The 13,046-nt window shown below is 65.8% G+C and carries 13 protein-coding genes; 8 read left to right on the top strand and 5 right to left on the bottom strand.

Annotation, left to right across the window (positions count from 1 at the left end):
• Nucleotides 1-60 precede the first annotated feature (60 nt).
• Both clpA and OF829_RS01455 read right to left on the bottom strand, forming a co-directional pair.
• Complete coding sequence (gene clpA, locus OF829_RS01460) at nucleotides 61-2,382, bottom strand: ATP-dependent Clp protease ATP-binding subunit ClpA (RefSeq protein WP_264938171.1); 2,322 nt, start codon at nucleotides 2,380-2,382, stop codon at nucleotides 61-63.
• A gap of 131 nt (nucleotides 2,383-2,513) precedes the next feature.
• Complete coding sequence (locus OF829_RS01455; RefSeq protein ID WP_264938170.1) at nucleotides 2,514-2,711, bottom strand: DUF1192 domain-containing protein; 198 nt, start codon at nucleotides 2,709-2,711, stop codon at nucleotides 2,514-2,516.
• Between the two features lie 111 nt (nucleotides 2,712-2,822).
• Here OF829_RS01455 and OF829_RS01450 point away from each other — a divergent pair, with 111 nt between their 5' ends.
• The 3 genes from OF829_RS01450 (at nucleotide 2,823) to OF829_RS01440 (ending at nucleotide 5,410) form a co-directional block, all read left to right on the top strand.
• On the top strand, nucleotides 2,823-3,833 hold the full coding sequence (locus tag OF829_RS01450; protein ID WP_264938169.1) for an NAD(P)H-quinone oxidoreductase: 1,011 nt from the start codon (nucleotides 2,823-2,825) through the stop codon (nucleotides 3,831-3,833).
• The gene (locus OF829_RS01445; RefSeq protein WP_264938168.1) at nucleotides 3,811-4,410 is read left to right on the top strand and encodes a hypothetical protein; all 600 of its coding nucleotides are present in this window, start codon (nucleotides 3,811-3,813) and stop codon (nucleotides 4,408-4,410) included. Before OF829_RS01450 ends, OF829_RS01445 begins: the two co-directional genes overlap by 23 nt.
• Nucleotides 4,411-4,780: 370 nt before the next feature.
• Entirely contained in the window at nucleotides 4,781-5,410 is a 630-nt protein-coding gene (locus OF829_RS01440; RefSeq protein WP_264938167.1) for a glutathione S-transferase family protein, read from the top strand.
• Here OF829_RS01440 and OF829_RS01435 read toward each other — a convergent pair.
• Entirely contained in the window at nucleotides 5,407-7,335 is a 1,929-nt protein-coding gene (locus tag OF829_RS01435; RefSeq protein WP_264938166.1) for an acyltransferase family protein, read from the bottom strand. The genes OF829_RS01440 and OF829_RS01435 overlap by 4 nt on opposite strands.
• A 180-nt stretch (nucleotides 7,336-7,515) precedes the next feature.
• Here OF829_RS01435 and OF829_RS01430 point away from each other — a divergent pair, with 180 nt between their 5' ends.
• The 3 genes from OF829_RS01430 (at nucleotide 7,516) to OF829_RS01420 (ending at nucleotide 10,182) form a co-directional block, all read left to right on the top strand.
• Nucleotides 7,516-8,385 (top strand): UDP-2,3-diacylglucosamine diphosphatase, encoded by an 870-nt coding sequence (locus OF829_RS01430; protein ID WP_264938165.1) that lies wholly within the window; start codon nucleotides 7,516-7,518, stop codon nucleotides 8,383-8,385.
• A 14-nt stretch (nucleotides 8,386-8,399) separates the two neighbouring features.
• Nucleotides 8,400-9,422 (top strand): glycosyltransferase family 4 protein, encoded by a 1,023-nt coding sequence (locus OF829_RS01425; protein WP_264938164.1) that lies wholly within the window; start codon nucleotides 8,400-8,402, stop codon nucleotides 9,420-9,422.
• 88 nt (nucleotides 9,423-9,510) lie between these two features.
• Entirely contained in the window at nucleotides 9,511-10,182 is a 672-nt protein-coding gene (locus OF829_RS01420; protein ID WP_264938163.1) for a DUF1013 domain-containing protein, read from the top strand.
• Between the two features lie 32 nt (nucleotides 10,183-10,214).
• Here OF829_RS01420 and OF829_RS01415 read toward each other — a convergent pair whose 3' ends face one another.
• Nucleotides 10,215-10,580 (bottom strand): VOC family protein, encoded by a 366-nt coding sequence (locus tag OF829_RS01415; RefSeq protein ID WP_264938162.1) that lies wholly within the window; start codon nucleotides 10,578-10,580, stop codon nucleotides 10,215-10,217.
• Nucleotides 10,580-11,395, bottom strand: a complete 816-nt coding sequence (locus tag OF829_RS01410; protein ID WP_264938161.1) for an arylamine N-acetyltransferase family protein — start codon at nucleotides 11,393-11,395, stop codon at nucleotides 10,580-10,582. Before OF829_RS01410 ends, OF829_RS01415 begins: the two co-directional genes overlap by 1 nt.
• Before the next feature lie 88 nt (nucleotides 11,396-11,483).
• Between OF829_RS01410 and OF829_RS01405 the strand changes: the two genes are divergently transcribed.
• Nucleotides 11,484-12,356 (top strand): dienelactone hydrolase family protein, encoded by an 873-nt coding sequence (locus tag OF829_RS01405; protein ID WP_264938160.1) that lies wholly within the window; start codon nucleotides 11,484-11,486, stop codon nucleotides 12,354-12,356.
• 63 nt (nucleotides 12,357-12,419) lie between these two features.
• On the top strand, nucleotides 12,420-13,046 hold the full coding sequence (locus OF829_RS01400; protein WP_264938159.1) for a glutathione S-transferase family protein: 627 nt from the start codon (nucleotides 12,420-12,422) through the stop codon (nucleotides 13,044-13,046).

Genomic DNA, 13,046 nt, shown 5'->3' with positions numbered 1-13,046 from the left:
CCTACCACGAAAAAGGGGCCGGAACATCCGTTCCGGCCCCATCTGTCTCCATTCCAGACCTTACTTCGCCTTCGCGCTGACCTTCTTCTTGCCGCCGCCCTTTTTGGGCTTGGGCGCAGCCGGGGTGATCTCGAAGGCCAGTTCATTGTCCTTGAGCTTCACGATCACCTCGCCGCCATGGACGAGCTTGCCGAACAGCAGCTCCTCGGCGAGCGGCTGCTTGACCTTCTCCTGGATGAGGCGGCCCATCGGGCGCGCGCCATAGAGCTTGTCGTAGCCGCGCTCGGTGAGCCACGCCTTCGATTCGTCGTCGAGGCGGATATGGACGTTGCGGTCGGCCAGCTGGAGTTCGAGCTGGAGGATGAACTTGTCCACCACCCGCGCGACGATCTCCGGCGGCAGATAGCCGAACGGCACGATCGCATCGAGACGGTTGCGGAATTCGGGGGTGAAGAGGTTCTTCACCGCCTCTTCCTGGACGTCGTCGCGATTGCTCGCCCCGAAGCCGATCGATTCCTTGGCCATGTCCGACGCGCCGGCATTGGTGGTCATGATCAGGATGGTGTTCCTGAAATCGACCGTCTTGCCGTGATGGTCGGTCAGCCGGCCATTATCCATCACCTGGAGCAGGATGTTGAACAGGTCCGGATGCGCCTTCTCGATTTCGTCGAGCAGCAGCACCGAATGAGGCTGCTGGTCGACCGCGTCGGTCAGCAGACCCCCCTGATCGTAGCCGACATAGCCCGGAGGGGCGCCGATCAGGCGGCTGATCGAATGCTTCTCCATATATTCGGACATGTCGAAGCGCTGGAGCGGGATGCCGAGCAGATCGGCGAGCTGCTTCGCGACTTCGGTCTTGCCGACGCCGGTGGGCCCCGAGAAGAGATAGTTGCCGATCGGCTTTTCGGGTTCGCGCAGCCCCGCGCGGCTCAGCTTGATCGCCGAGGCGAGCACCTGGATCGCCCGGTCCTGCCCGAACACGACCCGCTTGAGGTCGGTTTCGAGATTGGCGAGCGTCTTGGTGTCGTCGGTCGACACGCTCTTCGGCGGGATGCGCGCCATCGTCGCGATGACGGCCTCGATCTCCTTGGGCGTGATGACCTTTTTCCGCTTCGACGGCGGCACCAGCATCTGCATCGCGCCGACCTCGTCGATCACGTCGATCGCCTTGTCGGGCAGCTTGCGGTCGTTGATGTAGCGCGCGCTCAGCTCCACCGCAGACTTGATCGCGTCGGGCGTGTATTTCACCGAATGGTGGTTCTCGAATGCCGAGCGCAGGCCCGAAAGGATCTTGATCGTATCCTCGACCGTCGGCTCGTTGACGTCGATCTTCTGGAAGCGCCGGAGCAGCGCCCGGTCCTTCTCGAAATGGTTGCGGAATTCCTTGTAGGTGGTCGATCCGATGCAGCGGATCGTGCCGCCCGAAAGCGCCGGCTTGAGCAGGTTCGACGCGTCCATCGCGCCGCCGCTGGTCGCGCCCGCGCCGATCACGGTGTGGATCTCGTCGATGAACAGGATCGCGTCGGGAAGCTTCTCAAGCTCGTTGACGACCTGCTTCAGCCGCTCCTCGAAATCGCCGCGATAGCGCGTGCCGGCGAGAAGCGCGCCCATGTCGAGCGAATAGATGACCGCGGGCTTGAGCACCTCGGGCACGTCGCCCTCGACGATCTTGCGCGCGAGCCCCTCGGCGATCGCGGTCTTGCCGACGCCCGGATCGCCCACATAGAGCGGATTGTTCTTGCTGCGGCGGCACAGGATCTGGACGGTGCGGTCGACCTCGGGCCCGCGACCGATCAGCGGATCGACCTTGCCGTTCCTGGCCTTCTCGTTGAGATCGACGGTGAACTGCTTGAGCGCGCTCTCGCCCTTGCCCGACTTGCTCTCGGGCTTGGCCGATTTCTCCTCGTCCGCGCCCTTGGGGGTCGAGATTTCGGTCGGACTGCTGCCCTTGCCGACGCCGTGCGAGATAAAGCTGACCGCGTCGAGGCGGCTCATATCCTGCTGCTGCAGGAAATAGACGGCGTAGCTCTCGCGCTCGCTGAACAGGGCGACGAGCACGTTCGCGCCGGTCACTTCGTCGCGGCCTGAGGACTGGACGTGAAGGATGGCGCGCTGGACGACGCGCTGGAAGCCGCTGGTGGGCGAGGGATCGGTCGCCGCCTCGACCTTGAGCGCTTCGAGCTCGGTATCGAGATAATGCGCGACGGTGTTCTTGATCTCCTCGAGATCGACGCCGCACGCGCTCATCACCTTCGACGCATGTTCGTCGTCGATCAGCGCGAGCAGCAGATGCTCGAGCGTCGCATATTCGTGGCGCCGCGACGACGCGGCCTCGAGGGCCTTGTGGAGCGTGGATTCGAGCGCTGAGGCAAATGAAGGCATTCAGGTTACTCCAGGCGGGCCATCGGATACGCGGCCCGCTTCCCCTATGTCGGAAGGCAGTGGCCCCGCATCAAGCATCGCGGTCCAACACCGGAGTTTCGTGGCTACTGCCCCTCTCTCCGGCGCAACGCTCATCGCTTGAATAGGGCGTCAGCGCTTGCGCGATGGTTAACGGCGCGTTCAATCCGCGTTTTGCTTCGGGCGATCTCGGCTTCGAGCAGCGCGATGCGCTCCTCCAGCTCCTCGACCGAGAATGGATCGAGGTCCTGCTTGCCCAGCTGGGCAGCGAGATCGTCCTTGCGACGCGGAAGATTTTCGTCGGCGTCCATCGCGTGAGCAGCGTTGACCGGGGCCGGAGCGATGTCAATAACACCCGGATTCGTACGGGCCCCGCAAAGGTCCTTAACGCGGAGCGGCGGCTGGTGGGGATTCCCGAGACAATGCGCGCGATCGATCCGGAAAAGCCCGGAGGGCCGGAGGTGCTTGCCGTGGTCGAGCGGCCGGTGCCCGTGCCGGGGCCGGAGGAGGTGCTGATCCGAGTCGCGGCGGCGGGGGTGAACCGGCCCGACGTGATCCAGCGCATGGGATTCTATCCGCCGCCGCCGGGCGCGCCCAGCATCCCGGGGCTCGAAGTGTCGGGGGAGATCGTCGCGGCGGGGGGCGACGTGCCGCGTGAGCTGATCGGCCAGCCGGTCTGTGCGCTGCTGGCGGGCGGGGGCTATGCCGAATATGTGACCGTCCATGCCGGCCAGTGCCTGCCGGTGCCCGAGGCGCTGACCATGGTCGAGGCTGCGGCGATGCCCGAGACTTTGTTCACCGTCTGGAGCAATTTGTTCGAGCGCGGCTGGGCCGATGACGGCGACACGGTCCTCGTCCATGGCGGCACGTCGGGCATCGGCACGATGGCGATCAGCCTGTGTAATTTGTTCGGGCTCGACATCATCGTCACCGCCGGTTCGGACGACAAATGCGCCGCCGCGCGCGCGCATGGCGCGACGCACGCGATCAACTACAGGACCGAGAATTTCGTCGCCCGCGTAAAGGAGATCACCGGCGGGAAGGGCGCGAATGTGGTGCTCGACATGGTCGGCGGCGACTATGTGCCGCGCAACCTCCAATGCCTTGCCGATGACGGCCGCCACATCTCGATCGCGGTGCAGGGCGGGATGATGGCGACGATCCCGGTGTTCGAGGTGATGCGCCGCCGGCTGACGCTGACCGGATCGACGCTTCGGCCCCGGGACAGCGGCTTCAAGAGCCTGGTCGCCGACGAGATTGCACGCACCGTCTGGCCGTTCGTCGAGGAGGGCAAGCTCAAGCCGGTGATCGATTCGACCTTCCCGTTAGTGGACGCAGCCTCCGCACATGCGCGGATGGATTCGGGCGAGCATATCGGTAAGATCGTCCTTCTCGTGGGGGAGGGCATCGATGGGACATTTTCTGCCGTTTAGGCTCGTGACGGGCGTGCTTGTACTGATCTGGATCGCGGCGCTCCTGGGGACTGCGCGTCCGATCGTGCTGATGAGCAGCCCGACGATCGATTATATCGGTGAAGCCAAGGTGCCGCCCGAGGTGGGCGACATGACCAAGCTTCTCGACGATTACGGCGTTCATACGCCGCGTCCGCACACCAAGTTCGAGATCATGCTCGCCGCCGCCAACACGGTGCTCGGCCATCCGCCCCGCGCGGATACCTGGGAGGAGATGACCAAGATCAAGGCCACTCCGGCGGTGGGCAACGCGGTTCGCGAATGGAGTTTCCTCGGGCTGCCGTTCGGCTGGGTGTCCGAGGAAGACCCGGCGGTGATGTTCGTGCGCAACGATTGGGGCATCGTCTATACCGGGCTCAAGCCCGGCGCGTGGGAGATGGTCAACAAGGCCAATGGGCGCGACGTGACCAAGGCCGCCCTCTATCCCTTCTGGACGCACACCTGGGGCTGGCTGATGGTGCTGGGCGGGCTGTTCGCGGGGTGGCTGTGGAACCGCGGCAATGCGCGCCGGCGCGAGGAACTCGGGCTGATCGACTGATCGCTTGCCACGCGCGGATCGGAACGCGATCGCGGGACGGGACCCGACCCCGGGGCGATTACCCAAGCCCTTGAAATGTAGGATTTCGCCTGCTTTGCTCGCGGAGCCGGTCGATCCGGCCGCTCTTTGACCCTGTCGATCCGCATTTGGCGAACGACGCGTTTTCCCCGGGAGACTGCGCGGCGCAAAACATGCGCGATAGTGTGAAGCTAGTGTCAACTTTCACATGCTGGGACAACCCTGGGCATGGGGCTGGCCTTCATGGTCGCGACGACGATCGATAAGGCCGGCTTATCGGCCCGCACCCGCTTTCGATTGGACAAATGCCCCGCCCCGCGCATGAGGAGGCCATCGCCAAGGGAGAGGGACGATGGCCGGACTGGTGCTTCACGAATATGCCCGCTCGGGCAATTGCTACAAGATCCGCCTGACCGCCGCGCATGTCGGCGCCGCGCTCGAACGGCGCGAATATGACATCATGAAGGGCGAGACGCGCACGCCGGAATTCCTGTCCCGGGTCAACGCCAATGGCCGCATCCCGACGCTCCAGATCGGCGCCGAAGACTCTTGGCGCTTCCTGCCGGAGAGCAACGCCGCCTGCCTCTATCTCGCGCACGGCACCTCGCTGATCCCCGGCGACCGGTTCGATCATGCCGACATGATGCGCTGGCTGTTTTGGGAGCAGTATAATCACGAGCCCAACGTGGCGACGCTCCGCTTCTGGTATGGCTGGATCGGCGAGGCCAATTTCAGCGAGGTTCAGCGGGTCAACCTGCCCGGCAAGCGCGCCGCGGGGCTCGCCGCGCTCGAGCTGATGGACGAGCATCTGGCGAAGGCGGACTGGTTCGCCGCGGGGCGTTTCACGATCGCCGATATCGCGCTCTACGCCTATACCCATGTCTGCGAGGAAGGCGGCTATCAGCTGTCGTGCTATCCGAATGTCCAGGCCTGGCTGGCGCGGGTCGCGGCGCAGCCGGGGCACGTCGCGATCGACGCCTAGCGGAGGAGCGGCACCAGCAGCGGGGCTATCATCCGCGCGCCGGCCGCCGAGACATGGTCGTCATCGACATAGAGCGGCACGCTGCCCGCCGCGGTGCGGCAGACGGTGTCGCAGAAGCGCGGCAGCAACGGCACATAGTCGACACCCAGTGCGCCCAGCACGCGATCGGCATCGGCTTGGCGCGCCAGGGCCTCGGCGGCGGTCGGCGGGGCCGGGGCGGCGGTGCCGAAACGATGCGCGGCAAACAGGCGGGTAGGAACGTCCCAGCCGATCTCGGGCGTGTCGCCCAAGATCACCACGTGCCGGTTCATCATCCGGAGTGCGATCACCGTTTGCCGGATCGCATCGTCGAACAGTGCAGGCCGATCGAGGCCCCTCTGCCCCGGCGTCAGCGCGAGCAGCGGGTGCGGTGGGCCGGGCTCGGCGGCGTAATAATGCCCGCTCCGCCACAAGGGCCAGCGCGCGATCATCACCACGGTGCGGATCTCGGGATGCGCGCGCAGCCAGTTGATCGTCCCGCGGCCGGCCTCGGTGCAGCCCGGTTCGGTCTGCCCGACGCCGATCAGCGGCGCGCAGGAGCGCCGCGCGGCGGCATAGCCGGCGCGGCCCGCACTCGCGGCGGCCTGCCCGATCCCGGGCTGGAGCGCGTCCGCATGCGAATCGCCCCAGAAGAGGAAGCTGGGGGTCGCGTTGCTCGCGCCGATCCGGCAAAGCGCGCCAGGCAGGCGGTCGAGACATTCATTGCGCCGCGGATTGCCGTCGAAGCGCGCTTCGATCAGCGCCCGTTCGGCGGGCGTGAAACGCGCCGGCAGACCGCGCGAGATCCATAATCCGGCGGCCAGCGCCACAAGGCCTGCCATGGCGCAGCCCGAGAGAAGAAAGATGCTGCGCCGTCCGATGCGCGCGCGCGAGCGGAAGGGCTGCTCGACGAAGCGCCAGCTCAGCGTCGCGAGGACCAGCGAGACGGCGATCCCAATGGCGCCCCAGCTCGCGGGCAGGGCCGATACCGCCAGTACGCCCTTGAGCAGCACGATCACGGGCCAGTGCCATAGATAGAGCGAATAGGAAATCAGGCCGATAAAGATCAGGGGTCGCCAGCCGAGCATGCGGCCCGCGCCGCTGTCGCCAAGCTGGATGATCAGCGCCGCGCCGAGGCAGGGCGGGAGCGCCGCCAGGCCCGGAAAGGGCGTGGCGCTAGTGTAGAGCAATACGGGCATCACAATCAGTGCGATTGCGCTCCAGCCCAGCACCTCGCGCGTGGTGCCATGGCGGACCGCGGGGACCAGCCCGAGCGCGAGCACCGATCCCAGTCCCAGCTCCCAGGCGCGCGCCGGGGCGAGATAGAAGGCGGCGTTCGGGCTCGCCCGCACCTGCCACACCGCGAAGGCGAATGAGGCGAGGGTGCCGAGCAGCACGATCGGCTTCACGCGCCCCGGCAAGAAACGCACGCATGCCATCAGCAGCAGCGGGAAGACGATGTAGAATTGCTCTTCGACCGCGAGGCTCCAGGTGTGGAGCAGCGGATGCGTCTCGACATCGGGCTCGAAATAGCCGCCCGTCTGATTCCGGAACCACAAATTGGACGCGAAGAACACGGTCGCCGTCAGCGCCTTGGCATATTGGATCATGTCGGTCGCCGACATCAGCAGCGCCGCGACCCCGGTCGCCGCGATCAGCACCACGGTCAGCGCGGGGAGGATGCGCCGTGCGCGACGCTCGTAGAAATGGACGATCGAGAAGCTGCCCGCGATCAGCTCCGAATAGATGATCCGAGTGATCAGGAAGCCCGAAATGACGAAGAAGATGTCGACGCCGACATAGCCCCCCGAAAAGCCGGGGATGCCCGAATGGAACAGCACTACCGGCAGCACCGCCAGCGCCCGCAAGCCATCTATTTCGGGTCGGTAGCGCCCTGCCTCGGTCAAACTTGTTCCCCGGGTGCACCCCGCTGGCGCCGATCCGGAGTATTAACGAGATAGTTCCAGTATGTTTCCGGTCATTACGAAGAAATACAGGTTGCGATTTCCGAAAAATCGAGCCGCGATTCCGATTGTAACAATTCCCCGTCATAGGCCCATCAGGCAAGGGCAATACCGGGGTTCGCGATGGCGACGGTTACCAGGCTTCCGTTCGGACTCGATCCGGCGGAATTCGCTTCTTCACATCTGGCGGTCCCCGAAAAGCCGGTCGGCGAGCGTACCCGCTACCGCACGATCTGGATCTCCGACGTCCATCTGGGCACGCGCGGCTGCAATGCCGAGATGCTGATCGACTTTCTCGACCATGTCGACAGCGACACCCTGTATCTGGTCGGCGACATCATCGACGGGTGGCGGCTGAAGAAGAAATTCTATTGGCCCCAGACCCATAACGACATCGTCCGGCGCGTGATGAAGCGTGCCAAGCGCGGCGATCGGATCGTCTATGTCCCCGGCAATCACGACGAGATGTTCCGCCAATTCACCGGGCTGAACTTCGGCGGGGTCGAAATCCGCCGCCATGCGATCCACGAGACCGCCGACGGTCGCCGCCTGCTGGTGATCCATGGCGACGAGTTCGACGCGGTGATGCTCTCGCAGCGCTGGCTCGCGCATCTGGGCGACGCCGCCTACGAAGCGACGATGGCGCTCAACCGGATGATGAACCATGTCCGGCGCTGGTTCGGCCTGCCCTATTGGTCGCTTTCCAAATACGCCAAGAGCAAGGTCAAGAATGCGGTGGCCTTCATCACCCGCTTCGAGGAGGTGGTCGCCAAGGCCGCGGGCGCGCGCGGGGTGGACGGCGTGGTTGCCGGTCACATCCATGCCGCCGATATGCGTATGATCCACGGCGTATCCTACTATAACGACGGCGATTGGGTCGAAGGCTGTACGGCGCTGGTCGAGCATTTCGATGGGCGGATGGAGATTCTGCACTGGGCGGAAGTGATGAAGGAACGGGAGAATCCCCCCCAAGCCCGGCTGGCGGCAGCCTGACGGGACACGACCCTGTGCGCATCGCCATCGTCACCGACGCTTGGGAGCCACAGGTCAACGGAGTCGTCCGCACGCTCCAGTCGGTGCGCGAGGTGCTCGAGCGCTATGGCCACAAGGTGATCGTGATCTCGCCCGATCTCTTTTACTCGCTGCCGATGCCGACCTATCCCGAGATCCGCCTCGCGATCACCCGGGTGAAGAGCGTCGGCGCGATGATCGAGGAATTCGCCCCGCACGCGATCCATCTGGCGACCGAGGGTCCGCTCTGCGTCGCCGCGCGGCGCTGGTGCCTGCGCGAGGAACGGCCCTTCACCACCGCCTATCACACCCAGTTTCCCGACTATGTCTCGGCGCGCTCGGGCGTGCCGGCCGAATGGATCTGGCGCTATATCCGCTGGTTCCATTCGCCGAGCGCGGCGATCCTCGCCTCGACCCCGTCGATCCGCCAGTCGTTGGTCGATCACGGGCTCGACCAGGTCGTGCATTGGGGGCGCGGGGTCGATCTGAAGCACTATCATCCCGGGCTCGCGCCGCATCCGGTGATCGCCGGGTTCGAGGGGCCGATCCAGCTCTATGTCGGGCGCGTCGCGGTCGAGAAGAATCTCGAGGCGTTCCTGCAGAGTTCGCATCCGGGCACCAAGGTCGTGGTCGGTGACGGCCCTTCGCGCAATTGGCTCGAGACGCATTATCCGCACGCCAGGTTCATGGGGCCGATGTTCGGCGACGAGCTCGCCTCGGCCTATGCGGCGGCGGACGTGTTCGTCTTCCCGAGCCGCACCGACACGTTCGGGCTGGTGATGATCGAGGCGCTGGCATGCGGCGTGCCGGTCGCGGCCTATCCGGTCACCGGCCCGATCGACATCGTCACCCCCGAGACCGGCGCGATGGACGAGGATCTGACCGTCGCGATCGGCGAGGCGCTGAAGAAGAACCGCGCCGCATGCGCCGCCTATGGCCGCACCTTCACCTGGGAAGCGAGCGCCCGCCAGTTCCTCAACGCGCTGGTTCCGCTCGACGAGGAAGAAGTGGCGGCTTAAATCCTTGCCCTTGGAGCGCTGTCGCATTAAGTCAGCCCCGTGACCGGCCGCCCGTGATGGGCGGCCCTTTCTATTTCTGGAGACTATCGTGGCCCAGCCGCTGATGCCGCATGCGACCGCTTCCTGGCTGGTCGACAACACCTCGCTCTCGTTCGATCAGATCGCCGAATTCTGCGGTCTGCACATCCTCGAAGTCCAGGCGATCGCCGACGACACCGCCACCACCAAGCTCACCGGCCGCGACCCCGTCCGCGCGCACGAGCTGACGATGGACGAGATCGAGAAGGGCCAGAACGACCCGAACTATTCGCTCAAGATGCTCAAGGGCCCTGACCAGATCCGCCGCACCAAGGGCCCGCGCTACACGCCGGTCTCGAAGCGGCAGGACAAGCCCGACGGCATCGCCTGGATCCTGCGCCACCATCCCGAAATCTCGGACGGCGCGATCGGCAAGCTGATCGGCACCACCCGGACCACCATCGCCGCGATCCGCGACCGCAGCCATTGGAACATCGCCAATATCGTGCCGAAGGATCCGGTGACGCTCGGCCTCACCTCGCAGCGCGAGCTCGACGCGATCGTCGCGCGCGCCGCAAAGCTGGCGGGGATCGAGGCGCCGGTCGACAACAGGCTCGAGGGCGACCGCGAGGCGCTGATCGAGGAGCTGCGCGCCGAGCGCACCGCCGCGGCGCACGCCGCCGAGATCGCCGAGCATGGCGACCCGAACGCCGAGCCGACCGCGGAGAATCTGTTCCGCTGAGCCTTAAGTTCCCCTCCCTGCAGGGAGGGGAATCATTCGGAACGCTGGGCCACGTGCCACAGCACGCCCGACGGATCGACCAGATAGCCCACGCGCAACCCCCAGGGCTGCATCGCAGGCGCGCGGAGCGTCGGCACGCCGAAGCGCGCTGGCAGGTCGAGCGCGTCGAGGTGCGCCCACCAGCCGTCCAGATCATCGACCAGCAGCTGCATCATGAAATTGTTTGCCCAGTCGGGCACATAATAGTTTTGCAGGATGAAGCTGGTCGCGCCGATCCGGTAGATCGCGACCTCGCCGTCATGCTGCTTCTCGAAGCCGATCGCGTCGTAGAATGCCTTGCTCAGCGCGAAATCCTTTGCGGGCACGAAGGGCCGGGCGATGGCGGTGGGGTCGTCCATCACCGATCCTCCTTGGCGAACAACAGCTCGTGGCGCACACAGACCTTGTCCCACAGCCCGGCGGCTTCGGGAAGGTTGAGCCCGAACCGGTCGCCCAGCAGCGTGACGAACTCGTCGGCGCTATCGACCAGCTTCTTCTCCTCGCCCTCGGCCGATCGGATGCTGAATACCCGTCCGCGCAACGTGAGGTGCCGGTCGCCCTGGCGTTGCTGGACGACGAGGTTCTGGACGAAGACCGATTCGGGATCGGCCTGGAGCGCCGCGCACCGCGCCGCGAGCAGCGCCTCGTCGGCCGGCTCGGCGCGGAAATCGAAGCTGAACGGATCGCCTTCGCCCGCGCGTTCGGCGAAGCGCCACCAGCCATTGGCCTCGGTCAGCGAGACGGCGAAGGGAGTGTCGAGCCGCTCGCCTTCCCGAAGCGGAAGCGGTGCTGCCTGCGATCCGCCAAAGCCGACATCGACCAGCCAGGGCTGCCCGTCGAGCATGACGATCAGCGCGAGGTGATTGCCGAGCGCCATGTCGCCGCGCACGACGCGCATCACGCCAGCGGAAATCCGCCGCACCTCGAACCCGATCTCGCCGAGCGCCCAGCCGAGCAAGCCATTCTGTTCGAAACACCAGCCGCCGCGCCGTGCGCCGACGATCTTGGCGAAGATCGAGTCGAGGCCGATCCCGACGGGCCGGTCCAACTGCACATCCAGATTCTCGAACGGTACCGTGGCGATATGCGCGCGCACGATCGATTCGAGCGTGGCGAGATCGGGCGCGATCGGGCCGGTATGGCCGATGCGGTCGAGATAGGCGGCGAGTTGCATCGTTGCGGGTAGAGCAGACGAAATCGCGCTTTGGAAGGGGCGGCGCGGGCGCTAGACTCGGGCGAGGTCGGGATAGGGAGAGACGAGCATGTGCGATGAACTGACCGCCGCCGACAATGATCGCTTCCTCGCCACGACCGGCGGGATTTCGCGCCGGGCCTTCGGCGCCGGAACCGCCGCCGCGGGGCTGATGGCGCTGCTGCCGCGCGCCGCCAACGCGATGCCGGTCAAGGGCCGGGACGTCACCATCACCACGCCCGACGGCGTGTGCGATGCCTATTTCGTCGCGCCCGCGCGCGGCAAGCATCCCGGCGTGCTGGTATGGCCGGACATTGGCGGTCTGCGCCCCGCCTTTCGCCAGATGGCCGACCGGCTCGCCGAGTCGGGCTATGCGGTGCTGACCGTCAATCCCTTCTACCGCTCGGCCAAGCCGCCCTACACCAAGGAGGGCGAGGCGCCCGACGCCCCCGAGATCCGCTCGCGCGCGATGGAATATCGCAAGCTGCTCACGCCCGATGCGACGATCGGCGATGCGACGGCCTTCATCAAGTTCATCGACGCGCAGAAGGAGACCGACCGGAAGCGCGGCATCGGCACCACCGGCTATTGCATGGGCGGGCCGCTGGTGATGCGCACCGCCGCGGCGGTGAACGGGCGGGTGCGTGCGGGCGGGTCCTTCCATGGCGGTGGGCTGGTGACCCCCAATCCCGATAGCCCGCACTTGCTCGTGCCGCAGATGAAGGGGCGCTATCTGTTCGCGGTCGCCGAGAATGACGACCAGCGCGCACCGCAGGACAAGGAGACGCTCCGCGCGGCTTTCGTCGCCGCGAAGGTCCCCGCCGAGATCGAAGTCTATGCCGGGGCGAACCATGGCTGGTGCCCGCCGGACAGCCGGGTCTACAATCAGGCGCAGGCGGAGAAGGCGTGGGCGCGGCTGCTGGCGACCTTCTCGACGCTTTGACCGTGCTTGACGCGGCGGTCATATCGTTCATGATATGTTCCAACGAATCGGAGGAGCGAAACCATGGCTGACGAACTGGTTTTCTACACCAACCCGCAATCGCGCGGGCGGATCATCCGCTGGATGCTCGAGGAGAGCGGGGCGGAATATCGCACCGAGCTGGTCGACTACGCCTCGACGATGAAGGCCGAGCCCTATCTCTCGATCAATCCGATGGGGAAGGTCCCGGCGATCGTCCACAAGGGCAAGGTGGTGACCGAATGCGCGGCGATCTGCGCCTATCTGGCCGACGCCTTCCCCGAGGCGGGGCTGGCGCCGACCGAGGCGGAGCGGGCCGATTATTATCGCTGGCTGTTCTTCGCCGCCGGGCCGCTGGAGCAGGCGGTCACCAATAATTTCGCCAAGTTCGTGCCCAGCCCCGAGCAGGGCCGGATGTTCGGCTATGGCAATTACGATCTCGCGGTCGATACGCTGGAAAAGGCGGTCTCGGCGCATCCCTATATCGCGGGCGACCGCTTCACCGCGGCGGACGTCTATGTCGGGTCGGCGGTGGGCTGGGGCGTGCAGTTCGGAACATTGCCCAAGCGCGATGCCTTTGCCGACTATTATGGCCGGGTGAGCGCGCGCGAGGCGTACAAGCGCGGCAACGAGCTCGACGACGCACTGGCGGCGGAACTGGCGCCGGCTTGA

The organism is Sphingomonas caeni, assembly GCF_026013415.1.
GTDB lineage: Bacteria > Pseudomonadota > Alphaproteobacteria > Sphingomonadales > Sphingomonadaceae > Sphingomonas > Sphingomonas caeni.
This window is presented reverse-complemented; position numbering and strand designations above follow the sequence as displayed.